We start from the raw sequence: 26,205 nt of genomic DNA on the forward strand, positions 1-26,205 counted from the left end.
TTCCTTTGATTTTTGATTGAACCTTCCAAATTCAAAATACCACTTTGATAAAAATTTGCAACCAATAAAAAAGAAGCCGACCGTTCGGCTTCCTGTAATAACCCAAGCGAGTTTCCCGTCATCTATTTCAAATTGATGGGTATCGCCACTGTAGGACTTTCTCCTGTAGTGGACGAAGTCAAGGGTCTGGCCAAGGGCGGCGGCAGTGATACCCTGACAGTGTCACAAATTGCACCGAGGCAAATCTTCTGACCTGGTTTAAGCTCGCGCGCCGGCTGACACTGTTTTGCAAGTTGGCAAGCCCTCAAAGCCATCTGGGCAACAATCTCAGCCCCATCCATCGTTATCTGAAAGTCCGGAAAACAAAATCTGATAAAGGATTTCTCAGTCCGTGACCCAGAACTTCCCATTGGCGAAGAAACGAATTCGGTCCAAACACTAAGGTAGCTCACGCTCTGAAGCGTCGAGTCATCTCTCGGACACCTTGCGGCCCGTGTGGTGTTCCAAACTTGAAAGAGATGCTTCGTGTTACCTTCCGTGGTAACCCGTAGTCCCCAATCACTGTGACCCTTAAGCGGTGCCGCCACAATTTTCGTCTTGGAACCGTCGTCAGTCGGCACGTTAGCGAGATCGCGGCATAAGCCAAACTCGGCAAGCAGAACTTCGGGAATGTCTGACAGGAACATATCTAGCCTTTCCTTTGATTTTTAACTGTACCTTCCAAATTCAAAATACCACGCTCTTAAAAATTTGCAAGCTCCTGCTTTCCTAATTGTCCCCGCCCTGCCTTCACTTTTAAACTTTAAAACTTTTTAACTTTTAAACTCATTTAGCTACCGCTACCGCCTCCTCAAACTCAACCGACAAAAGCTTTGAGTCGCCACCGGAGGCCATCGTCACACCGTAGAGCACGCCCGCCCGGGACATCGTCTCGCGATTGTGGGTAATTAAAATCAATTGCGAGTGTTGCGACAAATTGGCAATCATATCGCCATACTTTCTTGAGTTGGCCTCGTCGAGCGCCGCATCGGTCTCGTCCAAAATAATAAACGGCGGCGGATTAACTTGGGAAATGGCAAAAATCAGAGCAATCGAAGTGAGTGCTCTTTCACCACCTGATAGCATCACCAAACCTTTGACCTTTTTATGTGGCAAACTAACCTGAATATCCAGACCCTCTTTACCTTCGTCTTCCTCTTCTTCCTCCGGAATCGACATACTTTCACCCTCCAACAAATCGGATAGACCTTCATCTTTAACCTTACGCTTGGCCTCTCGTATCACATCGAGCGAAGCGTGCCCACCACCGAACATCAAAGCGAAAAATTCCTGGAACTGATGGTTGATTTTGGCAACTCCAGTCTTAAACTCCTCATCAAGTCGTAGCTCCAAATCCTTGATCAATTCTTTCAGCGAAATCGCCGATTTTTCCAGGTCGGCCAATTCGCGAACCAAAAATTCATCTCGGCCACTCACATCCTGATACTCCTTCATAATCTCCTCGCTCGAACCGCCACCGGAATCTTCCAGTCGAATTTTAATTTTCTCGATTACTTTCCGCCTCTCCTCCTGCCGGTCGCGCAACTCACGAACAATCTCCTCTTGTGACAAAACCCGGCCGGTATCATCAACCGGATTAAAATCGTGGAAAGCCGAAATTTCTCGACCAACCAAAACCAGCCCCTCCTGCACCTCTCGTTTAAAATTGGTCTCCTCAATAATCAACTTATCTTCCTTGGTCTGAATCGCCTGCATAATGGCGTGAATCTCATTTTGGTCAGCCATAATTCTAAAAATCGCCTTCTCCGCCTCTCGGTTGATGTCTTTCTCTTTCTCAATCGAATCTTTAACCTCAACATAATCTTTCTGCTGTTTTTCCTCAGTCGAAATAACAGCCTTAAGTTCCTGTTCCAGGTTGTGCCTTTTCTCCTCAAGTTCTTTAATTTCAGCCTTAAGTTCACCGGTTTCTTTTTGACCACTAAAATTGCGACTATCTTTAACAAATTTTTCCAATCGCGCCAAAAGCGACTTAATCAGGTCTCGCAAATTTGAAATATTTTCTTCAGCTTCCGCGCGACCGGCTTCACTCTTGATTTCAGAAACCAAAGACTCAACCGAAGAAACCGGGACCATCGTATCGGATTCCGTCTCTGCCAATTTTTGCGCCTTCTCAATCCGGCGCTTTTCGAAATCAATCATACCCTCGAGCCGCCCAATTTCCCGAGTCAGTCGATCTTTTTCTCGTCGGCTATTTTGCAAACCGCTCTCCAAATTGATCAGTTGGTCACTTTTATGATCGCGCCCTTTGGAGCTCGCCACGGTTTCTTTGGCTTTCTTCAATTCTTCATCGAGCGATTTCAATTTGGCAGCCGGTTCTCGCCTAGCTTCTTCAACCGTTTTCTTTTCGTGACTCAAGTAGACCTCTTCGCGCTTTAAATAATCGCGGTAGAGTGATTTCAATTCCTCCTTCATCGCCAAAGCTTTTTCAACTTTCTCGACTTGCTTCTTGAGAAATCGTAAATGCGGCGCAATTTCTTTGCGCAGGGATTCAACTTGTTTGATATTTTCCTCGGTCTTAATCAGTTTCTTCTCACTCTCCTGTCGTTTGTATTGATAAATTTTGAGACCTAAAGCGTCCTCAACCATCGCCCGCCTTTCTTTGGGGTTCGCGGTTAAAACGCGGTCGGCCTCGCCTTGAGAAATAATCTGATGGCCGGAAGCGCCAATGTGGGCACTCGCCAAAAGCTCGATGATATCGCGCAGACGGACTTGAGTGCCGTTAATTAGATATTCACTTGAGGAGTCGCGATAAATAATCCTCTCCAAAATCACCTCGTCATAATCGAGATTAAAAAGCCGTTTGCGGTTGTCAAAGGTGAGTTTAACGGAAGCCCGATTACCTCTCGGCAAATCTTTAGAACCGTTGAAAATCAAATCTTCGGTTTTTTTCCCACGCAGAGATTTAATCGATTGTTCGCCTAGAGCAAAGCGGAAAGCCTCGGCCACATTGCTTTTGCCCGAACCGTTGGGGCCGACAATCGCCGAAATCGGTGTCTTAAAATCAAGACCAGTTTTCTTGGCAAATGATTTGAAGCCGGTGAGTTCGAGGGATTTTAGATGCATGACGGTAAATTATAAATTCAAAATTACAAGTTCCAAATAAATCTCAATAACCAAAAATTTAATCTTGGGCCAAAATTTCAGTCAAACAAATTATACTCGGAAACTCGCTAATTTGCATTATGTTCCAAATAAATTTCTGTCAAGGATAACGTACACTGCTTGCCTCGGGCTTGGTTATTGTTTCTTGGTTATTGATTATTCCCCAGGGGTTCTCAATCTCTCCATATTCGGATGCCTCATTTGTGAAGGTTCTTAACTATTCGTACGCCCTATTCGTAAGGGTTCTTAACAAAAAAGGCGCCTGGAGAATAAACCCCAAAGCGCTTCAACCTAGATTGCCCAATCAGGGACTGATACGCGACTCACGGTCGCACTTAATCCGTCCCCGATGGACCAACATGTTGTTCCTGTATCTTATTATATTCCCCGCCAAATGTCAATCCCGTTAGAGATATTCAGTTAATAATGGCAGCATAAAACAAGTTCACAATTATTATCTGTCCGACAGAGACTTACCAACAGCGACGGCCGTCGCCGCGACGACCTATCTCTAACGGGACTAGTTCCACTTCTTCTTACTGATAGCCATATTCGCCGCTTCTTGTTCAGCATCTTGTTTAGAACGGCCAGAACCAGTCGCGATTTTTTCATTACCCAAGAAAACCCCGACGGTAAATTCTTTGTCATGATCCGGACCGTTTTCGCTCAAAGTTTGATAGGCAGGAGTAATGCCGGCTTTTTCTTGCGCCAATTCTTGAAAACGACTTTTGGCATCAATCCACGAACCGCTGTTTACAATCCCCTCAGTTAGACCGAACAAATTCTTCTCGAGAAATTTCCGAGACACTTCAAAACCCTGATCGAGATAAATCGCCCCCAAAACCGACTCGAAGGTGTTCGCCAAAATATACTGACGAGCGCGACCAGTATCCTTAGCCTCACCTTTTGACAACAAGAGGAAATCATTAAAACCCAAATCGGATGCTACTTCGGACAAAGTAATCGCGTTTACAATCGCAGCCCGATAGGAAGTCAAATCACCCTCAGTCGCCTTCGGGTACTTGGCATAAAGAAATTCAGTCGCCGCCAACTCCAAAACTGCGTCGCCCAAAAACTCCAATCGCTCGTTGTGTTCCAGACTGCTCCCGCGATTTTCATTGATATAGGAACGATGAGTAAACGCTTGTTTTAAAAGCGCCTCGTTTTTGAAAACCACGCCAATTTTTTTCTCGAAAGTTTTTAGGTCCATGCTATTAAATTATAAATTCCAAATCCCAAGCTCCAAACAAATCCTAAATTCTAAATTTTTTGGAACTTGAAATTTGGTACTTGGTGCTTATTTTTTAAGTAGGAGCTGTACCGCCTTAGTCACAATTGGCAATATATCACTATAAAAATTAAGTTCAAGTATATCCTGAAGTTTAAACCAACGAGCATCATCAAGACCGCCCGAGGTGCCCAGCTTCAAATCCTGGTACTTGGCCTCGGCCAGAAAGTAATTGACCTGCTTGCGCTTCTTGCCTTCCTCCGGATGGGTCGCCACATATTCGTTATTTCCCAACTCATCTTTAATTTCCACCTCGAGTCCGAGCTCTTCTTTGATTTTGCGCATCGTCCCAACCTTCAGCTCCTCATCGGGCTCAAGTCGTCCCTTAGAAAGAGTCCAGTGGCCAAAAACATCGTGGACCAAAGCCAAGTAAATATCATTTTTGTGCTTAGAATAAACAATTGCGCCACCGAGTCGCTCAATCGGCATTTTCTCAAAAGGCAAATTAAATTTGTCGTCGTTCTTCTTTTTCTTTGAGACTTCGTCCTTGCCCGGCTCACCCAACTCTTTGTAGACCGCGCCCAAAACCCCGTTTACAAACTTACCGCTGTTTTCACCGCCGAAAGTCTTGGCGAGTTCAATCGCTTCATTAATTGCCACTTTGGCCGGCACCTCACTGCGGTCGGCAAAAATCAATTCGTAAAGACCCATGCGCAAAACATTGCGATCAATCACAGAAATCTTATCAATCGGCCATTCGGGAGCCGCCTTGGTGATAATATTGTCGAGTTCTTCCCTTTTCGCCAAAACTCCTTTGGCCAGTTTATCCGAAAACGACAAATCCCCGAGGCCCGGCGCAAATTCAGTGGAATCGCGCTTGATGAGCTCGAGGACTTGCGAATCTTTACGCTTTGCAAAATCCCACTCAAAGAGTGCTTGCAAAACTAACGATCGTGAAAGGTGCCGATTAGCCATAGTATTTCCTTATTATGCTAACGCGAAACAAAAAAGCGCGCAAGTGTACTTGCGCGCTTTTTTAGATTTATCGGGCCGTTTCTTTTTCTTTCGACTTCTTGGCTTTCTTTTCAGCTTTTTTGTTTACGTTCACGACAACTCGGCCGTTATATTTGCCGCAATTTGGGCAAACTTGATGGGCCATTTTTTGCTGACCACATTCTTTACATTTGGAAAGCGCCCCTCCCGCTAGAGCGTGATGGGACCTTCGATTATTGCGATGGGAGCGCGTCGCGCGCATTCGATTTACCATAGTTGGGAAAGTATAAACCAAAGACCGATAATATGCAAATCTTAACTGTTTTCGTGTCAGGCACATGAAAAAGCCCCTCATCTACCATGTAGACGAGGGGCAACTAACACTAGTCAAACAGTTACTTCTTCGGAGGCTCTGCCCCTGCTTCAGCCTGAACGGGCTTCGCCGGAACAGCGGCCAGAGCACTAGTCTCGATCATCTTGAGCAATCCATCCGGATTGAGCTTCAAGAAGCTGAGCAGAGCTGTCGGATCAATACCGCGGGCTTGCAACCCCACAATAAAGTCCGTGACCAACCCGGGAACCATGTTCCCAAGGTTGGCGATACCGGTCTTGGCAGTGTTGCCACCGCCAAGGTCGACAATCTTCACCGAATCGATCGCGCCAATCGCATTTCCGATCGGACCAAAGACTTCCTTGGCGATCTGTGCGCCAGCGGTTCCAGCCTTATCCAAGAGAAGCGGCAGACGATCCAGAATCAGGATCAGCTTGCCTTGTTCCGAGAGCTGCTGCAGAGCTTGCGCCAACTTCTCCGTACCTTCCGCTTCGGCGAGCAGATACTTCTGCTTACCGTGCGCCGTGGCCAAAAGCGATCGCTCCTGACCTTCCGCTTCGGCGAGCAAAAACCGCTTGCGACCCTCGGCCTGGGCATTCAGCTTGGCACCTTCGCCCTCAGCTTCGGCCAACTTGGACGCCTTAGCACCTTCGGCCGCTGCCAAAAGTATGGCTTTATCGCCCTCGGCCTTCGCCACCATGGTTTTCCGGGTAGCTTCCGCTTCAGCTTCCGCTGTAACCAGTCGCTTCTGAGCTTCACCTTCGCCCGTTTTGATCGCGGCATTTTTCAGACCTTCGGCCACAACCGCGGCTCTTTGAGCATCAATCGTCGCAACCTGATTGCGCGTATCGGCTTCAACCTGTTCAGCTTGGCGTTTGCCTTCAGCTGCAATCTTCAGCGCCCGAGCATGGACTTCGGCTTCCACAATAACCGTGGCCTCCAACTCTTTCTGCCTACGCCGAGCTTCCATTTCTTGCACCTTGGCCTGCGCTTCCGCCGCCGCAGTGTCGCGCGTAGCTTCCTGCAACTTGACCAGTCTTTGTTGATCAGCGTTAGCAATCGCGAATGAAGCATCTGCCTCAGCCTTCTTGGCTTGAGTTTCCTTGGTGAACTGTGCCACCTGGATGTCACGGTTCTTCTCGGCTTCCTTCACCATCGCATCATTAGCGGCCACTGCCTGCGCCGCATCACGACTGGCATTGCTGGTCTTGATGGCGGTTTCCCGTTCAGCTTCAGCCACCGCGATGTTTGCATCGCGCTTGGTACCTGCGACAGCTTGACGACCGAGGGCCTCAATGTAACCCTCTTTATCCTCAATATCCTGAATAACCAAAGTCAAGATCTTGATGCCCATCCGAGACAGTTCAGTTGAACATTCGTGTACAACCATCTCGTTGAACTTCGCCCGTTCGCGCAGGAGCTCCTCAACTTCCAACCCACCAATGATCGACCTCAAGTGACCCCTAAGGATCGATTGGATCTGATCGCGCATCTCCTGTTCGTTATTGAGAAAGAGCTGGACCGCCGTCGTTTGCTCTTCTGCCGTCGCCGAAATCCGGCAAACGGCCACGCCGTTGACCCGGACTCGTACATTTTTCTTGGTCGGGATATCTTCTTCCGAGATTCCGATCTTGAATGACTCGGTTGACATCTCGGCGTAAGCTTCCACGATTGGCATCACGAAGACGCCGCCGCCCGTGACCAGACGAAAACCGACTTCAGATTTTGTACCGTCATTGGCCGTCTGAATGCGCTTCCGTCCATAGATTACGCCGATTGCATTCGGCGGGATCCGTTTGTAGCGCTTGGTCATTGCCCAAACGACAAAGAGGATTCCGACAAACAGTACGACGATAAATCCTGGAACGATTGCCTGGCCCAAGTTAATCTCCGCGATCATTTGTTGCATTTGCATACTTTCTTTCTTCCTTTTCTTTTCTGGTTTGACTTGCTGATTTTCCGACTCTCTCGACCCTAGGCCGAGACACTTTTCCGGACAGTCACTCGACCGCCTAGATCCTGAACGACGATGATTGTTGAACCGGCGTCAATCGAATTGCCGTCGACCGACGAAGCGGTAAACTGAACAATTTGACCGCCGACCGGGACATTGATCTCGCCAATACCTTGACCACGAATTGCTGTCACAACCGTACCGGTCTTACCAACAACCTGGCCGGGCCTGAGCGACGAGTTGGCTTGTTGTTTGTACATTACATAGCCAACAAAGTAAGCCAGGACGGCCATCACTATGCCGGCAGTTATGCCAAAAGCAGACGCCCAAAGCACCGAAGCGCCATAGGCCGTCACCATCGCACCAACCGAGCCGAAACCCAGCATAAACGCGAAGACGACTCGAGGCGAAAGAAAAGACGGCGCTCCGCCGTGTTCTCCGCCACTGTCTGCATCGTGACTCATGTCATGACCGCCCACATCTGCATCATGATCGACATCGTGGTCACCGCCAAAAATGGCGGCTACACCAAGAGCAATCAGACCGCAAACGGCGAGCGCCGCAAATACCAAAAACTGTGTGGTGCCTAGCACTGCACTAGTAATACCCACCGCCAAGAGTGCTGTCATATTTCTACCTTTCTTTCATTGTTTCTAACTGTTTTTTCCAGTGTCAAAGGACACTTTTCCTGATACTAAAATACAGATTTTTGTTTAAAAGTCAAGTGTACACCCTCCTATTGTTGTGTTGAAAAATAATAGACTTTTCTGCATTAAAAAACCGCGAGCGAACTCGCGGCGTTTGTCAGAACAACTGGATGAGCCGGTTATACTGGCTCGGATCCGGATCCGTCTGTCCGAGGTCTCGGATTGCCGAAATGGCTTGCCGAAATGACAGATTTGTTTTGCCGGAACCTACCTCCATACTCAGGTCGATTGGCGACTCCAGGAACCTGCCGTAGGTGACAGCCAAATTGGCATCATGACGGACCAACTGCTCGAGTGCCCCGATCAAATAGACTCGGTGCGAAGACTGACCGTTACTACGCATCAGACCCCACAGCTCAAGGGCTTCGCGCCATTCGGGCACCCCGAGCGTCTTGATTATATTGCCAGCATCGGCAGTCTCTTTGGCTGTCTCGCGCAACCTGGTACCATCATCAAGAGAGGCTAGAAAACCGTGCTGATAGTGCAGACCACCCTCATCCCCTTTCCGTACCAAAGACAAGAACGGCTGCTCGATTTGAATCGGTTGATTGTTGTGATCGGCGATCGTGGCGAACTGAAAGCCAGTGCACCTTTCATGAACTACTCGGCCCCTCACAATTACGCTCGCCAGTTCATAAATTGAACTGCCGGCCGTATCCGTCTTCGTTGGAAACCTCCACGAAAAGCGGGACAGCTCGGTCGAAACCTCGCTGTAAGTGTAGGTCAGAAACTGGACTCGATTTGGGTCCGTCTCTCCTTTCTCGCCCCTAAGTCGGCGACAGAGCACAACCATCAGGCCGTAGCCAAAACGGTGGGCATTTTCCATACATACGTCCTTTCCCCCCACTTTAGACCAAATATTTGGCCTGACATTTCTTACCGAAATCTAACATCCTTTAGTAATTTGGTCAAGAAGCTCCGGCGGTGAATTTCGGACAAGCCGTACTTTTTTAGATTTTGATAATGGAGCCTAGTGCCATAGCCTTTATGAATTTCAAAACCATACTGCGGGAAAATTTTGGCGTAGCGTCGAAGTTTACTGTCTCGCTTCACTTTGGCCACAATCGAGGCAAGCGCGATAATCGGTTCTTTACGATCACCGCCGATTATCGTCTGCTGATTAATATATTGAGCTGGCGCTTTAATCCCCCCATCGAGCAAAATCTGGGACCGCAACTCATCCGCGCCGATTTTTTTTAGCGACCGAGCAATCGCCAAGCGGATTGCATAAGCGATCCCTTCGCGGTCGATTACTTTTTCACTGACACACGAGACAGCATACTGACACCGATTTTGCTTGGCCAATTCTTTGACAACCTTAAACCACTCCTCGCGCCGTTTCGGTGAAAGCATTTTCGAATCTTTTGCCAAGTGCAAAGGTTTCGGCAATTTTTTGCCTCGGCACAAAACCGAAAAAGCACAGACCGTGACAGGCCCAGCCAAAGGCCCCCTACCCACCTCATCAATTCCGATTAAATTTCGAGCTTGCTTGGCCATAGTTTAAAGATTCCTTCAATTATACAACCGCCTAGCAAGAGGATATAATTTGCTTATGTCCAAGTTTGTCCATCTCCATACCCACTCCCACTATTCCCTCCTTAGCGCTTTGCCGAAAATCCCGGATTTGGTCGAATCGGCCAAGGCCGATGGTATGGAGGCGCTCGCCCTCACCGACAACGGCAACCTCTATGGAGCGATTGAGTTTTACAAAGAATGTCAGAAAGCCGGAATAAAAGCGATTGTCGGTGTCGATGCTTATGTTGCAACAAGAACCCGAACCGACAAACAAGCCGGTATCGACAATCGACGAAGTCGTCTGGTGCTTCTGGCTCAAAATGAAATCGGCTACCGCAATCTTATTAAATTGGTGACCATTTCGCATCTCGAAGGTTTTTATTACAAACCCAGAATCGACCATGAATTGATTGAGAAATATCACGAAGGCTTGATCTGTCTGATGCCGTCATTTAGTGGCGAAGTCGCCCAAGCTTTAAAAAACGAAGACGAAGGAAAAGCCGTCGAGAAAATTGACTTTTACAAAAAAGTTTTTGGCGACCGGCTTTATTTGGAAATCACCCACCATCCGGAGATTGAAAATCATCAAGAGTTGATGAAAAAACTGGTAGCCTTTGCCAAAACTCATCAGGTGCCTATCGTGGGCGCTCATGATGTTTACTATCTCTCCCCTGCTGATAAAAAAGCGCGCGACACTTTGCTTTTGGTAAACACGGCCGGTGACTTAAGCGAGAGATCGGGTCTTTCCAATGAGGCTGAAGATTTTTCTTTCATTAAACAGGCCACGGCCGCCAAATATTTTAAAAATTTGCCAGAAGCCCTTGAGAACACCGTCAAAATTGCCGAGCGATGCAATCTGACAATCGAACTCGGCAAATGGGTCTTCCCGGATTTCGGTCTACCTAAAGGCACGACTCCTGACGACGAATTACGGAAAGTGGTTTATGAGGGTTTTGCCCGACGCGGTATCGAAAGGACTTCCCAGATTTTAGAACGAGTTGAGTACGAACTTAAAGTCATCAAAGACAAGGGCTACTCGCCTTACTTTTTGATTGTCGCCTACCTTTTGGCTTTTGCGAGAACTCATGGCATTCTTTCAAACATCAGAGGTTCGGTTTCCGGTTCAATGGTGACTTTCTTGGCTGGCATCACCAACATCAATCCAATTGAATACGAGATTCCATTTGAGAGATTTTTAAATCCGGACCGACCTTCGGCACCCGATATTGATATGGACTTCGCCGACAACCGCCGGGATGAGATGGTGGAGTACGCCCGAAATCGCTACGGCAAAGATAAGGTCGCCCAGATTGGAACTTTCGGCACCATGGCCGCGCGCGGCTCGGTCCGCGATGTGGCCCGCGCACTTAGTTTTCCTTACAGCAAGGGCGATGAAATTGCCAAACTGATTCCCATGGGCTCGCAAGGCTTTCCGATGACCATCGACAAAGCCCTTGAAGATACCAAGGAGCTCAAAGAGCTGTACAAGAAGGATGCCGACACCAAAACCATTATCGACATGGCCAGAAAAATTGAAGGTTGTGCCAGACACATCGGGGTGCATGCTGCCGGCGTAGTTATTGCACCAACCGAACTCACCGATTTCACTCCCCTCCAATTCGACCCGAAGGGTGAAAATAAAATCATCAGTCAGTATGACATGTACTCCATCGAGGAAGCCGGTCTATTGAAATTCGACTTTTTGGGCTTAAAAAATCTTTCCATCATTGCCGACGCCATCGACCGAATTGAAAAGATCGACGGGGTCCACATTGAGGTCGACACTATCCCGATCGATGACAAGAAAACTTTCGAAATGTTGGCGAGGGGCGAAACCGCCGATTTGTTCCAACTAAACGGCGACGGCATGACGCGTTTTCTTAAAGACTTGAAACCTTCCACAATTCACGACATCAACGCCATGGTGGCGCTTTACCGACCTGGCCCGATTCAATTTATCCCTCAATACATCGAACGAAAACATAATCGCAAACTGATTAAATATTTGGACCCGGCGCTCGAGCCGATTTTGAATAAAACCTACGGTATCCTGGTTTATCAAGACGACCTTCTCATGATGGCACACAAACTGGCCGGCTATTCGTGGGGCGAAGTCGACAAATTCCGCAAAGCAGTCGGTAAGAAAATTCCGGCCGAAATGGAGGCCCAAAAAGAAAAATTTATTAAGGGCTGTGTAGCAAACAGCAAGTGGCCGGAGAACAAGGCTCGAGAGGTTTGGAAATGGATTGAACCTTTTGCCGCCTACGGTTTCAATAAGGCTCACTCGGTTTCTTATGGCCGAATCGCCTATATCACTGCCTATCTCAAAGCTAACTTTGCCGAAATTTATCTCTCTGCCGTCCTCACTGCCGACTCTGGTGATGTTGAAAAAATTGGTCAAACTATCGGTGAGTGCAAACGCATCGGTATTCCGGTTCTACCGCCATCAGTCAACGAAAGCTTCAGTCAGTTTACCGTCGTCAAAGGTGACGCCCACCCGTATAAAATTCGCTTTGGTTTGGTGACTATCAAAAACTTCGGCCAGGGCATTTCCTCAGCGATCATTGACGAGCGTAAAAAAAATGGTCACTTTAAATCACTGGCTGATTTCTTGGAGCGAGTCCAGGATAAAAATTTGAACAAAAAATCGCTCGAGGCGCTGATCAAATCCGGTGCCCTCGACGACTTCGGCGAGCGGGGTCAGATGATGGCCAATTTGGAATTGCTTTTAGCGCACAGTCGAGAAAAATCATTAATGCCGAAAAATCAGGACTCGCTCTTCGGAGTTTCTGGTAGTAGCGCTTCATCATTAAGGCTGGAAAAAGCCGAGCCGGCGCCGATTGCCGACCGACTGGCTTGGGAAAAAGAGCTCCTCGGACTTTATCTTTCCGGCCACCCACTTGATAAGTATCGAGAGATTTTGAATAAGCGAGACATGAGCGTCGCCAAAATAAAAAATCAACCGCGTGAAGGCATCGCCGTTGTTTTGGGCGGACTTATCGAGGAAACTCGTCCGATTGCCACCAAAAAAGGCAGCGCCATGATGTTTCTAAAGCTAGCCGACTTGACCGGCAGTATCGAGTGCGTAATTTTCCCGAAAGTCTTTGAGGAATTTAAGGCCCTGCTTTTGCCAGAAAAGTGTGTAGCCATTAAGGGCAAAATCTCACTTCGCAACGGCGAAGTCAGTGTGATTGCGGATAAAATCAAGGAGCTCAAGTAGGATGATTGACAATATCTCAATCTAGTGCTAGTTTTCAAATCAGAACCTTAACGAAGGGCTGTGCCTATGAAAAAAATTCTGATACTCGGCTGTGGCGGAACCATCGCCATGGTCCCCGACCCCAAAAGTGGAGTCTTGAAACCGGCCAAAACTGTTGAAGACATCGCCACGCTCGTGCCAACACTGAAGGAAAGTGCTGACATCACGCTTGAACAGTTACTCAATATCGACAGCACCAACATGAACCCGGGCCACTGGGCGAAAATCTCCATGGTCCTCGCCGAGCGGGTCTGCCAATATGACGGCATCATCGTCACCCACGGCACCGACACGATGGCTTACACCGCCACCGCAGTTTCAATGGCGATTGGCAACAATCCGCCAACTCCAATCGTGTTTACCGGTTCCCAATTGCCACTAGTGGCTTTTGGAACCGATGCACGGTTTAACTTGGAGAATGCCATGAAGACGGTAATTGAGGCGGCAAGGCTTAGCGTTAACGAAGTCATGATTGTTTTCCACGATCGAGTCTTGAGAGGGACTCGGACAATCAAAACGAGTGAAGCAAAATTTACCGCTTTCGATTCGCCGGCTTTCGACGAGTTGGCTCAAATCAACGCCATTGGCGTTGCCTTCAATCAGCAAGTTCACAAGAAGACTGCTGAAAGCAAGATTGTTCTGAAGCCACACTTTCAGCGCGGCATTTTGACGGTCGATCTGGTACCAGGTATTGAGCCGAGTATCCTGAGCGCCGTGATGGACTCAGGAACCTGCCAAGGATTGCTTTTGAAGTCTCTCGGCTCCGGCAATGTGCCAAGCTTGGACGATTTCTCAATCATTCCGATTATCAAAAAGGCCGCGTCCTTATCAATCCCTGTTCTCGTTTCGACAAAATTCGTCGGCGGTAACACGCACATGAATACCTACGAACCAGGGAAGGAAGCTCTGGCCGCCGGTGCCATCGGTACTTTGGATATGACCGATGTCGCCGCCCAGGTCAAGTTGATGTGGGCACTCGCTCAAGGCTATCGCTCGCCGGAAGCGCTCAAAGCGATAATTGAGACCAGCCTGGTCGGTGAAGTGACCGCCCCGGAAGCTGCAGAGGTCAGTCCCCTGATCAACACGGTTGTTGGGGGTAGCTTCAAAATGTGAACAACCAAACCATGCCCGCGCGCGATTCTAACCAAGTAAACCTGAACGAAACCCAGCCCCCGGCTGGGTTTTTAATATAAATGACCTCCCCTCCCCGGCCTCCGCCAAGCATCCGACCGGGGTTTCCTTTCAAGGCATCAGAATGATTACGGCTTAGCACATCAGAATGCGCTAAGCCGTTATCCATTCAGCCCCGCCCTAGAGGCGGAAGAGTCGGGCGGGGTTTCCTGGGTATGAAAAAGCCGACAACTCGTAAAAGTTGCCGGCATCTGCTAAAGCGTTAACCACCTAAGGCCATGAGACATGCCCGCCGTCTTGCAATGCGATCAAGAGTTGGGTAACAGAAGTAAGGTCTCCCTTCAACCGTGAACAGCGAAAGTATCGCTTTCTTGCCGGTCCAGGTCTGAACACGGCATGTCGGAAAGAGAACTCCGCCACCACAATTCGGAATAGCCAGTCTGTCCAATGACAGCTGATCTTTCAGTGAAGATGGGATAAGTTCTGGATGATCGTGCATGACCACTGCAAGGTATGGGTGGACCAATGGCATTCCATCGAGGAAGGGTGGCAACCGTTGAATATCGAAAGTCTCTCCAGCTTCAAGTTGCCATGACGGCACATAGGCAATTATCTTGTTACCATCCATTACCAAATCCCCGTTCACCATTTCAACAGAAACAGCCTTGTTACCAGGCGGCAGGCTTGTGATGCAACCTCCACCTTCTGCTAAATCCAATTCTGGCACTACACTGAAGTCAAAGACTGGCATAGAATCCTTTCTCACTTGTTTTATCTACACTTAGAATACACATGAAAACCACAATGTCAATATCCATTCGCTTTTTAATTACCTTAATTGATACTTGAATTTTGAAATGGTAGACTCTGATTAGAAAGGTAAGCTTATGAGAAGAACCCACAAGCACATAGTTTCCCCGGCAACGGCGACTCAAATCTGTTGTGATCTTGGCATCAAGAAGTCAGATTTCCCGAAAACTCTCCGAGCACTGAAAAAGTCAGGACGGCAAAGAAAACCTGGAGACAGTCGCCCGAAGCCCGATGGGCGAAAGACATAATCAGGCCCGCAAGCGCCAAGCGCTTGCGGGATTTTTAATTAGCGATAGAATTAACCCAATAGAGATTGCTATGGCTACCAACCATAGTCGCCAAGCGAGGAGAAATCCCTAATCTAACTTGCCCGAACATTCTGATGTTTTAGGGTAGTAAGCGTCCTTAGGCAAAAGCCCGAGGGAAGCTCGGTGGAACCACGGTCTTAGATCGCCCGAGTCTGAAAACATTTTGGGATTAAGGTCCGACCTTTTTCCTGAACCAAGGTCGGACCTTGAAAATGTTTACAGACTCGGGCTATTTAATTTTTAACAAAATAATTATGAAAAACTTAGAACACATTCGCCACTCTCTCGCCCACCTTTTGGCAGCAGCCGTTTTGGAACTTCAGCCTGATGCCAAAAATACCATCGGTCCTGCGATTGATAACGGCTTTTATTACGACTTTGAATTCTCCGCTCCAGTTTCGGATAAAGATTTGCCTAAAATTGAAAAGCGGATGAAGCAAATCCTGAAGACTTGGGATAAAGTCTCACACCAGGAAGTCTCGGAAAAGGAAGCTCGGGAGCATTTTAAGGCCAATCCTTACAAACTGGAATTGATTGATGAAATCGTTGGCAAAGGCGAGAAAATTACTCTCTACACTTTTGGCAAATTCACCGACCTTTGTCGTGGTGGCCATTCGGAATCAGCCAAAGAAATTAAACCGGACTCATTCAAACTTGAACGTGTCGCCGGCGCTTATTGGCGTGGCGATGAGAAGAATAAAATGCTAACCCGGATTTATGGGCTTGCTTATAACACCAAGGAAGAACTCGACGCCTATGAAGCCCAAAGAGAAGAAGCCAAAAAACGCGACCACAAAAAACTTGGTAAAGAGCTAGACTTGTTCACCTTTTCCGAACTGGTTGGAGCCGGCCTCCCCCTTTGGACCCCGAAAGGCACCGTCCTTAGAGATATTTTGGATAGCTTTGTCTGGGAACTCCGAAAAAATCACGGCTACGAACGGGTTGATATTCCCCACATCACCAAAAAAGAACTTTACGAAAAAAGCGGCCATTGGCAAAAATTCGCCAACGAACTCTTCAAAATTGAGACTCGTGAAGGTCACACTTTCGTCATGAAGCCGATGAACTGCCCCCATCACACACAGATCTACGCTCGCAAGCCGTGGAGCTACCGGGAATTGCCTCAACGTTATGCCTCAACCACCAAAGTCTACCGCGACGAACAGTCCGGAGAGCTTTCGGGCCTATCGCGCGTTCGCGCTATCACCCAAGATGATGCCCACGTTTTTTGTCTGCAGTCACAAGTCAAAGATGAAATGAAGAAAATTTGGGAAATTATTGAAGAATTCTACAGCGCCGCCGGTTTCAAACTCTATCACCGTCTATCTCTTCACGACCCGAAGCAGATGGAAAAATATCTTGGAACCAAAGAAGTTTGGCAGCAATCTGAGCAAGAACTCCGAGACTTGGTTAAAGAAAAAGGCGTCACCGCAATCGAAGCTTTAGGCGAAGCCGCTTTTTACGGGCCTAAGGTCGACTTTATGGCCAAAGATTCTCTCGGTCGAGAATGGCAGGTCGCCACAATCCAGCTTGATATGAATTTGCCGGAAAGGTTTGATCTCGACTGCACCAACGAAAAAGGTGAGCGCGAAAGAATCGTTATGATTCACTGCGCCATCATGGGCTCGATTGAGAGGTATCTGTCAATCCTGATTGAACACTTTGGCGGAAATTTTCCGCTCTGGCTCTCTCCTGTCCAAGTCAAAATTATTCCGATTGCGGAAAATCATCACGCTGAAGCTTCGCGAGTTTACGACGAATTTAAATCAGCCGGCATCCGTGCTGAACTGGCGCTTGATGGCGGTTTTGGTAAAAATGTCCGCGAAGCCAAAGTTCAAAAAATCCCCTACTTCATCATTATCGGCGATAAAGATTTGGAGGCTAAAAAAGTCACTCTAGAATCACGCGATAAGGGAAACTTAGGCCAAATGAAATCTTCTGAAATTATCGAGAGGCTTCTTCCGGAGATTAAGGGCAAGAAATAGACTTTTCATTGCAAATTTTATCAGATGTGTTATAGTCTTTAAGGATGAAAACGAAATCACCATCAAACCTAACTCCTCAAGAGTATATTGATTGGGCGATTTCGGAAAGGGCCCAAAAGCCCAAGCTGATTCGCTCAAAATTCGATACCGAAGTGGCCAAGCAACACAAGCTCGGCAATATTCCGGATGACCTTTTTGAAAAGTACAAAGCGGCACTGGCCCAACAGGAAACCGCCATCGAGAGTTGATGGCGGTTTTTAATATCTTATCTTTTCGCTTCTCGATCAAACTTACCGATCATCGAGAGAATGCGGCTGTGCATCGTATCACCCCTGGATTTGCTTCTCATCATTTCTTCAGTAATTCCCCTTTTTGCCATCACACCCATAAAAGTCATGAGGGTTTTATGATAGATTGCGCCCGCTTGACGGTTATTAAATTGCTCATACGCAATATTTCTAAGTGCCTGAAGTTGACCACGAATTTCATCGAGCAAAACAAACTGGATTGGATCGTTAACCAAGACTTCTGAAATCGGCTTCCCGGAAGCATGAGCTTCAACATATGCATCGGCCAAGCGTTTGACCGACGGGTAATCTGCGCCCAAAACCACCTTAGCCATTTTGAAGTTTCTGAACTTACCCATTGACGGCGAATTAAAATATTTTACTGAAGGAGTAAAACCTTTAGCAATCGACTCCACGGTCTTAGTCAACTTGGTAGCGATGGTATCTGGTGACATTGTAAAATCTATCGAGAAACCGACATGGCGCCCCTCTGGTTCAGTACCTTTGAGCTCGGCAATAGTGTCAATACCACGAAAATAATCATCATAAAGCGACGCCAAGATGACTTCGGCATCTTCACCTAACCAATTGGATTCACGAATACAAGTACACAAAAGCGACTCAACTAATTTTGAGTCTTCGTAAATATCTTTCTCTGTGCCACGCAGTTCGGAAACTTTTGTCGCAATGGCCGCTTCTTTTTCCTGAACAGCTTTAACATCCTTAATGATATCAACGTCCTCGCAACCAGCCACACCTCTAAAATCAATCGGGTTAGTCCTGGTAGCTTCGAGCTCGGCGACCATTTTTAAGAGTTCAGCTTTTGATTCGGCTAACGACTCGGAACCTTTCGAAGTCTGACTTTCAAGAGTTTTCATGACCAAATTATACACAATTTATTAATAATGTCAACTAGATATCTAAAGTCGCGTATTTGGCGTTAGATTGGATGAAAGATTTACGGGCCGGCACGTCGGTACCCATGAGCATGTCGAAGACTTTATCGGCTTCTTGAGCATCGTCAATTTTAACTTTCTTAAGAATGCGTCTGGCCGGATCCATGGTGGTCTCCCACAATTCTTCAGAGTTCATTTCACCCAAACCTTTATAGCGTTGAATGGTGACCTTGGCGGGCCTTTTGGAATCTTTGACATCTTCCTCTGCCTCCGCAACTTCCTCACCTTCGCCAGCTTCAACAACGGCATCTTCCGGAATATCCTTGCCTAAACTTTTGGTCTTGGCCTCTTCGGAATAGAAGTACAAAAATTCTTTGCCTCTTTTAACTTTGTAAAGTGGCGGCTGGGCGATATAAATAAAGCCTTGTTCGAGAAGTGGTTTGAAATAGCGATAAAACAAAGTCAAAAGCAAAGTACGGATGTGCTCACCGTCCACATCGGCATCGGTCGCGATAATAATTTTGTGATAACGAAGTTTGGCCAAATCAAAAGTGTCGCCAATCGCCGTACCGAGCGCTACCACCAAATTCTTAATTTGTTCTGAAGCCAGCATTTTGTCTAGTCTTGCCCGCTCAATATTCAAAATCTTACCTCGCAATGGCAGGATGGCCTGAATACGACGGTCGCGCCCAGACTTGGCGGTACCGCCGGCCGAATCTCCTTCCACAATAAACAGCTCCGATTCGGAAGCATCCTTGGTCTGACAGTCGGCCAACTTTCCCGGCAAAGTCATGCCTTCGAGCGCGCCTTTTCGGAGAATTGAGTCTTTGGCCGCTTTCGCCGCCTTTCTGGCTTTCATCGCCAAAATCGATTTGTTGATCATTGAACGGGCATCTTCAGGATTTTCCTCGAGAAAAGCCGAGAAAGCTTCACCGAAGACTGTGGCCACGGCACTCTGGGCTTCCACGCTACCCAATTTGGCTTTAGTCTGACCTTCAAATTGGATCTCGCGTAGTTTAACTGAAACAACCGCAGTAAGACCCTCCAGCACATCGTCACCAGTAAAACTGTCCTCACCATCTTTAATTAGATTATTTTTCTTACCATAAGTGTTCAGGGTTCGAGTGAGTGCGGTCTTAAAACCGGTAAGATGGGTACCGCCTTCAGGGGTATGGATGTTGTTGGCAAAAGCGATGATTCGGTCGGAAATATCATCAACATATTGCAAAGCTACTTCAACCGACTCGACCCCGTCAACTTTTTTCTCAATATAAAAAATATTTTTGTGGATCGGCTTCTGAATTTTGTTATAAAACGCCACGAGCGACACTAAACCGCCCTCAAAGTAAAAGGTTTGGGACAGCGCCTCGATATTGGCCTCACGGAAATAAAAGACATCTTCTAAATCCAACGAGCCTTGGTAATCACGGGCATCAATTACTGAAATCCGGAGCCCGCGCACCAGGTAGGCCTGCTGGCGCATGTGCGAAACCACCCAATTAAAATCAAAAGCAATTCCCTCTTTAAAAATTTCTTTATCCGGCTCAAAAATCGTAATTGTTCCGTTCTTTTTGGAAGCGCCGAGCCTCTTCACTCTAGCTTTGGCCTTGCCTTGCTTGTACTCTTGAGCAAACATCCCACCATCACGATGAACGATCACCTTCATGTAAACCGAGAGCGCGTTCACCACCGAAGCACCGACACCATGCAAACCACCAGAAACTTTGTACCCCTCACCGCCAAATTTACCTCCAGCGTGAAGGGTTGTCATAATTGTCTCTAGAGCAGAAACTTTTGTAGCCTTGTGCATATCAACCGGAATACCTCGACCGTTGTCAGTCACTCGAATTTGATTGTTCGGCAGAAGTACCACTTCGATATCATTACAAAATCCACCCATCGCCTCATCGCGGGAGTTATCGAAAATTTCGGTAATCAAATGATGGAGACCACTTGGGCCAGTAGTACCGATATACATGCCGGGACGCTTGCGGACCGGATCCAAACCTTCAAGGACAGTAATAGACGAGGCGTCATAATGGTGCCCCGATCCGTTCTTCTTGTCTTCTTTTTTATCGTTATTTTTAGCCATTTAAAAAGAAAAAGAGCCTTTTGAGCTACCCTGAAATTATAGCAAAAAACACCCCAAAAAACAACCATTTTTATGTTAAAAAAATGGCTTTGTTAAGCCGTAAAAAGTTATCAACAAGCACAATCTTGATTAACCGAGACGCTTGCGTGGTTTAGTTATAATATCTGAGCCGCCTCCCAGACTTGAACTGGGGACCTTCGCTTTACAAAAGCGTTGCTCTACCAACTGAGCTAAGGCGGCAAGTTATTGCTTCTACCAGACAAAATATACCTGAAAACTGAAAAAACGGCTACTTTTTGACGCCGTTTATTTCTTTTTTGTATTCACCAATGCTTTTCAAATAAACCGAGCTCGCTCCCCTCTTGCCCAAATCGTGACGGCCCTTAATTAAATTGATGAGACTGGAAAACTGGCCCTGCACCTTTTCGGCCCCAAGTTTGATAAGATGAAAAACATCGTGTGCAGCGTGAGCCAAAAGTAAACTAGCGAATACCAGAGCTTTTTTGAAATCGACGCGCGAAAGCCAATATTTAATTCTTAGACCGAGTGCAATCAGTGGTTCATCAAAAGTCCCGCTTAAAGAAGTCAGGAAAGTGGCTCGCCCTCGCTCCAGCTCATAGGAATGCAAACCCAGCAAAGCCAAAATCCCGAAAAAGGCAATTAGAAATATAATAAAGGAGATCATGTTTAGCAAACTATTTTCCCAGCACGGAGAAGCGGGCGAAACGAGCAATCTCGATTTTCTCACCAAATTTCTGAACTGCCGTCTCCACCAAGTTGCGAATTTTCAAATCTGGATTCTTGATATAGTCCTGTTCCAGTAAAATTTTGTCAGCAAAATAGGCGTCGAGCTTACCTTGCAAAATTTTCTCGCGCATAGCTTCCGGCTTATTGGCGACTTCAGCAGCAAAAACTTCAGCCACCTTGGCCCGAGCCTCGGCTGTAATATCTTCTTTCTTAACAAATTCCGGATTTGAGGCGGTCACTTGCATCGCCAAGTCTCTTGCCAAAGTCTTAAATTCTTCATTACCGGAGACGAAATCGGTCTCGCAGGATAGCTCCACCATTGCTCCAACCGAGCCGTTGGCGTGAATATAACAAGCAACTGAACCCGAGCCGAGAGTTCGATCTGATTTTTTGGCCGCGATATCACCGCCCTTCTTTTGAAGAACAATTTTGGCTTTCTCCATATCATCCTTAGCCTCTTCCAAGGCCTTCTTGCACTGCATGATTGAGACACCGGTCTCGTCACGCAACTTTTTAACTTGTTCAGTGGTAGCCATAAAATAGATTTAGATTTAAAAAATCAAAATTAAGTCAGACTGCTATATTTTAGCAAATTAGGAGCCCTGATTACTAGGCCAGTTATTCTTTTTTGCTCAAGCGCCCAGCTTCATAGGCGTCAGCGATTTCCTTCACAAAGAAGGCGATGCTCGCCCTAGCAGTATCATTACCGACGATTGGATAATCAACAAGACTGATATCACAGTCGGAACCGGCCAAGGCAATCACCGGGATATTTTCGTGTTTGGCCTCCCTAACCGCGATCATTTCCTTCTTCGGATCAATCACAAAAACCGCTTTTGGTTTTTGCTTCATAACAACCAGACCCAGGAAAAATCTCTCCAGTTTCGCAATTTCTCGGTCAATCAACAGTCGTTCTTTTTTAGTGTACTTGGCAAGCTCGCCTTTCTCTCGCTTGCTAATCAAATCTTCCATCCTCTCGACTCGCTTGCGAATTTGAGGAAAATTAGTCAGGGTACCGCCAATCCATCGGCCAGCCACATACGGCTGATCCAGGCGCATCGCAGCGTCCTTAATGGCAGTGAGACTCTCATTTTTGGAGCCGGCAAAAAGGACCATACCACCAGAAGCAGCCACAGTCTTAACAAACTCCTTAGCTTTATCCAGAAGGACACTGGTCTTTTCCAGGTCAAAAATCTCAACTTTATTCTTGGCGCCAAAAATATATTCGGCGGTCGAAGGGTGTCGTCGGGCTCGGCCCAAACCAAAATGGGCACCGACCTTAAACATGGCCTCAACTCCTTTATTCATAGTATCTTTTACCGCTTGGGTCATAGGATGAGAGTTTAGCAGATTGGCCCTGCTCTTGCAAGGCCAGATTATAAAACATAAAACTTGAAACCTGGAGCCTAAGAAAAGATTCTCATTTACGTCTCAGGCTTCAAGTTTCAAGCCTCAAGCTTCATTCAACTGGCTTTTAGCCTCCAAAGCGTCCAGAATCGGGCTAATTTCGCCGGCCATGATGGTTTCAATGTTGTGCCAAGATTCTTTAATCCGATGATCAGTAATTCGGTCCTGAAGCACATTGTAAGTCCTGATTTTTTCGGAACGATCACCGGTGCCAATCTGATTTTTCCTTTCGCTCGCAAATTTTTTGGCCTCTTCTTCGGCTTTCACAACTTCCAGTTTGGCAATCAAAATCGACATGGCCTTATCACGGTTTTTGGCCTGACTTCTTTCGGAAGTACAGCGCACATCGATGCCTGTCGGCTTGTGAATAAGGCGAACGGCCGTCTCAACCTTGTTAACATTCTGCCCTCCGGCCCCACCAGAGCGCGAAAATTCCATCTCGATGTCAGCCGGGTTGATTTCGATCTTGGTCTTCTTACGAATCGGCAAAATCGCCACAGAGGCGGTCGAAGTATGAACTCGGCCAGATTTTTCCGTTTCCGGCACTCGCTGAATGCGGTGCACACCGGTCTCAAAACGCAATCGCCGAAAACAATCTTTGCCCTTAATTTCAAAAACTGCCTCTTTGTAGCCACCGATATCGTTCATTGACTCACTGATGGTGAGAAATGCCCAGCCAAGCGAATCGGCATAGCCTCGATACATTGAAGACAGGTTTCTGGCGAAAAGCGCCGCTTCGTCTCCACCGGCCCCGGCGCGGATTTCCAAAATCATCTCATTCGGGAACTCCTCCTCAACTTTTTCTGAATCCAAAATCTCTTTCATTTGAGTAATCAGTCCCATTTTTTGTTCAGCCAAACTATCAAGCTCATCTTTGGCCAGGTCTTTGAAAGACGGATCTTTTTCGAGCATTTCGTGAACCGACTTCTCTTCAGTCAAAAGCTTCTCATAAGCCGAAGCCAAGTATGAGGTCTTGTTGTTTTCCTTATAGATTTTTAGATCGAAATTTTCCATTTATTTAATTTTAGCCCAACAAGCAAAAACCCGCCTATTCATTATAGCGGGTTTTTGGCTAAAATAGTTATTTGGCTCTAGCCACTTTCCCCTTAGCAACCCTAGCTTTGAATCTCTCAAGCCGGCCGGCGGTATCTACTATCTTATCATTACCGGTGTAGAAAGGGTGGCAGGCGCTACAAATTTCAACTTCAATTTTTTCTTTGGTTGAACCCACAGTAAAAGACTTGCCACAGGCGCAGGTGGCTTTTGCGTTCGGGAAATACTTTGGATGGATTTCGGCTTTCATAGGGAGACAATATAGCACTGGGGGGCTAGTTTTGCAAGATGTTGATTTGATTCTGGTATTTAGCCGCCAATTCCATCACATCATCGCCGTAGAAGGCGTAAGCCTTTTTGGAAGCATTGGCCCAACCGGCCAAGTACCTCAAAGCAGCCAATCTCTCGGCAGCATAAGTTTGTTTGTCGGCCCCGTTATCCATCATCAGGATGGCCGCCGCCATAAAGGCATCTTCCGGATCCCAAGGATTTGGCGGATTATGCCCGGTTGCCTTAGAAATCCGTTCTTCGTACAAAACCCAAGTCGAAGGGATAAATTGAGCCGGCCCCATGGCGCCACCATAACCGTACCAGGGCTTTTTGGAAACCGGCATTTTATCGGGATCAAGACCAAGACGCTTAGTAATATCCAGAAACGGCACGGTGTCTCGGGGAGCTTTCATGTCCACACGCCAATTGCCGGTTCCCACATTTTCTCCCAAGTTAGACTCTTCGGCTATAATTCCCAAAATAATTGCCGGCCGGACATTAGTTTTCTTCCCGGCCCGAACTGCCAAATCATAAGCCTTCGCAAACGGAATTGAAGCTGAACCTTGAAGGGTAAAGAGTTCGGCTCGAATTTGGGCGGCCGAAAGTGCGGTATTTTTTAGCACCTGCTGATATACCGCCTCAACACCGCGCGATTCCTTCAAAATTTTCTTCTTTTCTGATTCTTGAGCTTCCAATTTCTTTTTTTCCAGATCCTGAATCTGTCGCAGTGAAGTCTCTTCATTTCTCTTGTCCTCCAAATTATTTTTCTCCGCCGTGGTCTGATCTTTGGTGTCTCCTATTTCTTGAAAAGATGTTTGAAGTGACTGCTTGATTGAGGCAAAAGCATCCAAATCCTCAAAAAAACTCGACAGGTTGTCGCTACTCAACACCACTTCCGGCAAAGAGAAGTCGTCAATTTCGTTGGTTTTGCGTAAAAGCTGAGCCAAAGACTCCTTCTCGCGTCCCAGTTTGGCATCAAGAGAGCTAATTGTACTATTTTTAACCCCAATCTCTTGAGATAACTTTTGGATAGTTAAATCTCGAGCCTTGATACTCAATTTCGCCTTATTAATTTGGGCCGTAATAATGGCGACATCTCGCTCCAAAGAAACGCTTTTCTCTTGTTGGGTATTTAAAATCTGCTCTTGTTGTTTGATTTGGGACTCAAGAACCGACAACTGTTGTTCCAGTTCAGCCCGGCGAGACGCCACGGCCGAGGCCGGGTCTTGGGCAAAAACAGCCGAAGGTTTAAAGCCGACGGTCAAAAATGAGAACAGAACCAAAATACCAACTAAATTTCTGATTTTTAAAATCATATGAAAAACCTCTTGTATCCATTATACAAGAGGTTTTCGAATCAGTGAAAGATTGCTCCGGTCTACTTTCCGCCCTTCCCTTTATCGCCGGACGGTTTGGACTCGGCTCCAGGAGTAGCTTCCTCACCTTCCTTAGGCTCTTTACCCTTCTTCTCGGAAAGTTCAATATTGGCAATATCAATTGGTTCGGCCGGCTTCTCTTCTTCTTTAACCGCTTCCGAAATGGCCGCAACTACTTCTTCCGGCTTACTCTTAAGAATCACTCCGTCCGGCAAAGCGATATCCTTGGCGTGAATTTTGCTATCAAGATTAATCAGAGCTGAAATATCAACCTGGATTGAGTGAGGCAAATCTTTCGGCAGAGCTTCGATTTCCAGTTCATGCAGAACTTTAACGAGTGTACCGCCCAAATCTTTAACGGCCGAAGAAGTGCCCATAAATTCAATCGGCACAGAAATTTCCAACTTCTTACCTTTTTCAATTACATAAAAATCAGCATGACGCGGGGTCTCCTTAACCGGGTCAAGATCAACCTCTTGAATCAAGGCTTCGGCATCCACCCCTTCACCTTTGAGCTGAATGACGCTGGATTCACCGGCTTCTTTCAGAGCTTTTTCAAAGTCAGCCAATTTGATGGCAATCGGCGTGGATTTTTCCTTTCGGCCGTAAAAAACTGCCGGCATCAAACCTTCACTTCGGAGCTTTTTGAGAGCGTCTTTAGTATTTCGTTTTACAACATTAAGCGTAAGCATTG

The 26,205-nt window shown here is 47.0% G+C and carries 23 protein-coding genes and 1 tRNA gene; 4 read left to right on the forward strand and 20 right to left on the reverse strand.

The features are described from left to right. Positions 1-122: 122 nt before the first annotated feature. From WCT25_01610 to WCT25_01650, 9 genes are all read right to left on the reverse strand, one after another. A complete protein-coding gene (locus WCT25_01610) occupies positions 123-686 on the reverse strand; it encodes a hypothetical protein (GenBank protein MFA6536111.1) in 564 nt (187 codons plus the stop codon). A 139-nt stretch (positions 687-825) separates the two neighbouring features. Then, positions 826-3,123, reverse strand: coding sequence for an AAA family ATPase (locus WCT25_01615; protein MFA6536112.1), 2,298 nt, complete (start codon positions 3,121-3,123; stop codon positions 826-828). A gap of 559 nt (positions 3,124-3,682) precedes the next feature. Continuing rightward, positions 3,683-4,372 (reverse strand): ribonuclease III, encoded by a 690-nt coding sequence (rnc, locus tag WCT25_01620; protein MFA6536113.1) that lies wholly within the window; start codon positions 4,370-4,372, stop codon positions 3,683-3,685. Between the two features lie 87 nt (positions 4,373-4,459). Then, positions 4,460-5,365: a transcription antitermination factor NusB gene (gene nusB, locus WCT25_01625; GenBank protein MFA6536114.1), complete on the reverse strand. Its 906-nt coding sequence runs from the start codon at positions 5,363-5,365 to the stop codon at positions 4,460-4,462. Positions 5,366-5,432: 67 nt separating this feature from the next. Further along, positions 5,433-5,738: a 50S ribosomal protein L32 gene (gene rpmF / locus WCT25_01630; GenBank protein ID MFA6536115.1), complete on the reverse strand. Its 306-nt coding sequence runs from the start codon at positions 5,736-5,738 to the stop codon at positions 5,433-5,435. 40 nt (positions 5,739-5,778) lie between these two features. Next, positions 5,779-7,623 (reverse strand): SPFH domain-containing protein, encoded by a 1,845-nt coding sequence (locus tag WCT25_01635; protein MFA6536116.1) that lies wholly within the window; start codon positions 7,621-7,623, stop codon positions 5,779-5,781. Positions 7,624-7,688: 65 nt separating this feature from the next. Then, positions 7,689-8,297, reverse strand: a complete 609-nt coding sequence (locus WCT25_01640; GenBank protein ID MFA6536117.1) for an NfeD family protein — start codon at positions 8,295-8,297, stop codon at positions 7,689-7,691. 175 nt (positions 8,298-8,472) lie between these two features. Continuing rightward, entirely contained in the window at positions 8,473-9,201 is a 729-nt protein-coding gene (locus WCT25_01645; protein MFA6536118.1) for a hypothetical protein, read from the reverse strand. Between the two features lie 50 nt (positions 9,202-9,251). After that, positions 9,252-9,872 (reverse strand): ribonuclease HII, encoded by a 621-nt coding sequence (locus WCT25_01650; GenBank protein ID MFA6536119.1) that lies wholly within the window; start codon positions 9,870-9,872, stop codon positions 9,252-9,254. Positions 9,873-9,927: 55 nt separating this feature from the next. Between WCT25_01650 and dnaE the strand changes: the two genes are divergently transcribed. Together dnaE and WCT25_01660 are read left to right on the forward strand one after the other, a co-directional pair. Then, positions 9,928-13,110 carry a DNA polymerase III subunit alpha gene (gene dnaE, locus WCT25_01655; GenBank protein ID MFA6536120.1) on the forward strand — a complete coding sequence of 1,061 codons (3,183 nt, stop codon included), beginning with the start codon at positions 9,928-9,930 and terminating at the stop codon, positions 13,108-13,110. A 66-nt stretch (positions 13,111-13,176) separates the two neighbouring features. After that, positions 13,177-14,262, forward strand: coding sequence for an asparaginase (locus tag WCT25_01660; GenBank protein MFA6536121.1), 1,086 nt, complete (start codon positions 13,177-13,179; stop codon positions 14,260-14,262). 280 nt (positions 14,263-14,542) lie between these two features. Here the strand turns inward: WCT25_01660 and WCT25_01665 are convergent, their stop codons facing one another. Then, positions 14,543-15,031 (reverse strand): hypothetical protein, encoded by a 489-nt coding sequence (locus WCT25_01665; GenBank protein MFA6536122.1) that lies wholly within the window; start codon positions 15,029-15,031, stop codon positions 14,543-14,545. A 621-nt stretch (positions 15,032-15,652) separates the two neighbouring features. Here WCT25_01665 and thrS point away from each other — a divergent pair. Together thrS and WCT25_01675 are read left to right on the forward strand one after the other, a co-directional pair. Beyond that, the gene (thrS, locus tag WCT25_01670; GenBank protein ID MFA6536123.1) at positions 15,653-17,383 is read left to right on the forward strand and encodes a threonine--tRNA ligase; all 1,731 of its coding nucleotides are present in this window, start codon (positions 15,653-15,655) and stop codon (positions 17,381-17,383) included. A gap of 44 nt (positions 17,384-17,427) precedes the next feature. After that, complete coding sequence (locus tag WCT25_01675) at positions 17,428-17,631, forward strand: hypothetical protein (protein ID MFA6536124.1); 204 nt, start codon at positions 17,428-17,430, stop codon at positions 17,629-17,631. Between the two features lie 17 nt (positions 17,632-17,648). On the opposite strand, the gene WCT25_01680 is transcribed toward WCT25_01675, so the two are convergent. The 10 genes from WCT25_01680 to WCT25_01725 all read right to left on the reverse strand — a co-directional run bounded on the left by WCT25_01680 (position 17,649) and on the right by WCT25_01725 (position 26,203). Next, positions 17,649-18,548: a hypothetical protein gene (locus WCT25_01680; protein MFA6536125.1), complete on the reverse strand. Its 900-nt coding sequence runs from the start codon at positions 18,546-18,548 to the stop codon at positions 17,649-17,651. Positions 18,549-18,582: 34 nt separating this feature from the next. Next, positions 18,583-20,658, reverse strand: a complete 2,076-nt coding sequence (locus WCT25_01685) for a DNA topoisomerase subunit B (protein MFA6536126.1) — start codon at positions 20,656-20,658, stop codon at positions 18,583-18,585. Positions 20,659-20,825: 167 nt separating this feature from the next. Then, positions 20,826-20,898 (reverse strand) — tRNA-Thr (locus WCT25_01690). Between the two features lie 49 nt (positions 20,899-20,947). Beyond that, positions 20,948-21,343, reverse strand: a complete 396-nt coding sequence (locus WCT25_01695; GenBank protein ID MFA6536127.1) for a hypothetical protein — start codon at positions 21,341-21,343, stop codon at positions 20,948-20,950. Between the two features lie 10 nt (positions 21,344-21,353). Continuing rightward, complete coding sequence (tsf, locus tag WCT25_01700; protein ID MFA6536128.1) at positions 21,354-21,941, reverse strand: elongation factor Ts; 588 nt, start codon at positions 21,939-21,941, stop codon at positions 21,354-21,356. Positions 21,942-22,023: 82 nt separating this feature from the next. Then, positions 22,024-22,737: a 30S ribosomal protein S2 gene (rpsB, locus tag WCT25_01705; protein ID MFA6536129.1), complete on the reverse strand. Its 714-nt coding sequence runs from the start codon at positions 22,735-22,737 to the stop codon at positions 22,024-22,026. Positions 22,738-22,857: 120 nt separating this feature from the next. Beyond that, positions 22,858-23,826 carry a PCRF domain-containing protein gene (locus tag WCT25_01710; protein ID MFA6536130.1) on the reverse strand — a complete coding sequence of 323 codons (969 nt, stop codon included), beginning with the start codon at positions 23,824-23,826 and terminating at the stop codon, positions 22,858-22,860. Between the two features lie 67 nt (positions 23,827-23,893). Then, complete coding sequence (rpmE, locus tag WCT25_01715; GenBank protein MFA6536131.1) at positions 23,894-24,115, reverse strand: 50S ribosomal protein L31; 222 nt, start codon at positions 24,113-24,115, stop codon at positions 23,894-23,896. Positions 24,116-24,140: 25 nt separating this feature from the next. Beyond that, positions 24,141-25,451 carry a lytic murein transglycosylase gene (locus tag WCT25_01720; GenBank protein MFA6536132.1) on the reverse strand — a complete coding sequence of 437 codons (1,311 nt, stop codon included), beginning with the start codon at positions 25,449-25,451 and terminating at the stop codon, positions 24,141-24,143. A 62-nt stretch (positions 25,452-25,513) separates the two neighbouring features. Beyond that, on the reverse strand, positions 25,514-26,203 hold the full coding sequence (locus WCT25_01725; protein ID MFA6536133.1) for a 50S ribosomal protein L25: 690 nt from the start codon (positions 26,201-26,203) through the stop codon (positions 25,514-25,516). Between the last annotated feature and the right edge of the window lie 2 nt (positions 26,204-26,205).

The organism is Candidatus Paceibacterota bacterium (genome assembly GCA_041666545.1).
Lineage (GTDB): Bacteria > Patescibacteriota > Minisyncoccia > Phycocordibacterales > JBAYGS01 > JBAYGS01.

Coding starts and splice junctions, on each gene's coding strand:
- WCT25_01610 (MFA6536111.1), bottom strand. CDS start 686: ATGTTCCTGTCAGACATTCCCGAAGTTCTGCTTGCCGAGTTTGGCTTA.
- WCT25_01615 (MFA6536112.1), bottom strand. CDS start 3,123: ATGCATCTAAAATCCCTCGAACTCACCGGCTTCAAATCATTTGCCAAG.
- rnc (MFA6536113.1), bottom strand. CDS start 4,372: ATGGACCTAAAAACTTTCGAGAAAAAAATTGGCGTGGTTTTCAAAAAC.
- nusB (MFA6536114.1), bottom strand. CDS start 5,365: ATGGCTAATCGGCACCTTTCACGATCGTTAGTTTTGCAAGCACTCTTT.
- rpmF (MFA6536115.1), bottom strand. CDS start 5,738: ATGAGGGGCTTTTTCATGTGCCTGACACGAAAACAGTTAAGATTTGCA.
- WCT25_01635 (MFA6536116.1), bottom strand. CDS start 7,623: ATGCAACAAATGATCGCGGAGATTAACTTGGGCCAGGCAATCGTTCCA.
- WCT25_01640 (MFA6536117.1), bottom strand. CDS start 8,297: ATGACAGCACTCTTGGCGGTGGGTATTACTAGTGCAGTGCTAGGCACC.
- WCT25_01645 (MFA6536118.1), bottom strand. CDS start 9,201: ATGGAAAATGCCCACCGTTTTGGCTACGGCCTGATGGTTGTGCTCTGT.
- WCT25_01650 (MFA6536119.1), bottom strand. CDS start 9,872: ATGGCCAAGCAAGCTCGAAATTTAATCGGAATTGATGAGGTGGGTAGG.
- dnaE (MFA6536120.1), top strand. CDS start 9,928: ATGTCCAAGTTTGTCCATCTCCATACCCACTCCCACTATTCCCTCCTT.
- WCT25_01660 (MFA6536121.1), top strand. CDS start 13,177: ATGAAAAAAATTCTGATACTCGGCTGTGGCGGAACCATCGCCATGGTC.
- WCT25_01665 (MFA6536122.1), bottom strand. CDS start 15,031: ATGCCAGTCTTTGACTTCAGTGTAGTGCCAGAATTGGATTTAGCAGAA.
- thrS (MFA6536123.1), top strand. CDS start 15,653: ATGAAAAACTTAGAACACATTCGCCACTCTCTCGCCCACCTTTTGGCA.
- WCT25_01675 (MFA6536124.1), top strand. CDS start 17,428: ATGAAAACGAAATCACCATCAAACCTAACTCCTCAAGAGTATATTGAT.
- WCT25_01680 (MFA6536125.1), bottom strand. CDS start 18,548: ATGAAAACTCTTGAAAGTCAGACTTCGAAAGGTTCCGAGTCGTTAGCC.
- WCT25_01685 (MFA6536126.1), bottom strand. CDS start 20,658: ATGGCTAAAAATAACGATAAAAAAGAAGACAAGAAGAACGGATCGGGG.
- WCT25_01695 (MFA6536127.1), bottom strand. CDS start 21,343: ATGATCTCCTTTATTATATTTCTAATTGCCTTTTTCGGGATTTTGGCT.
- tsf (MFA6536128.1), bottom strand. CDS start 21,941: ATGGCTACCACTGAACAAGTTAAAAAGTTGCGTGACGAGACCGGTGTC.
- rpsB (MFA6536129.1), bottom strand. CDS start 22,737: ATGACCCAAGCGGTAAAAGATACTATGAATAAAGGAGTTGAGGCCATG.
- WCT25_01710 (MFA6536130.1), bottom strand. CDS start 23,826: ATGGAAAATTTCGATCTAAAAATCTATAAGGAAAACAACAAGACCTCA.
- rpmE (MFA6536131.1), bottom strand. CDS start 24,115: ATGAAAGCCGAAATCCATCCAAAGTATTTCCCGAACGCAAAAGCCACC.
- WCT25_01720 (MFA6536132.1), bottom strand. CDS start 25,451: ATGATTTTAAAAATCAGAAATTTAGTTGGTATTTTGGTTCTGTTCTCA.
- WCT25_01725 (MFA6536133.1), bottom strand. CDS start 26,203: ATGCTTACGCTTAATGTTGTAAAACGAAATACTAAAGACGCTCTCAAA.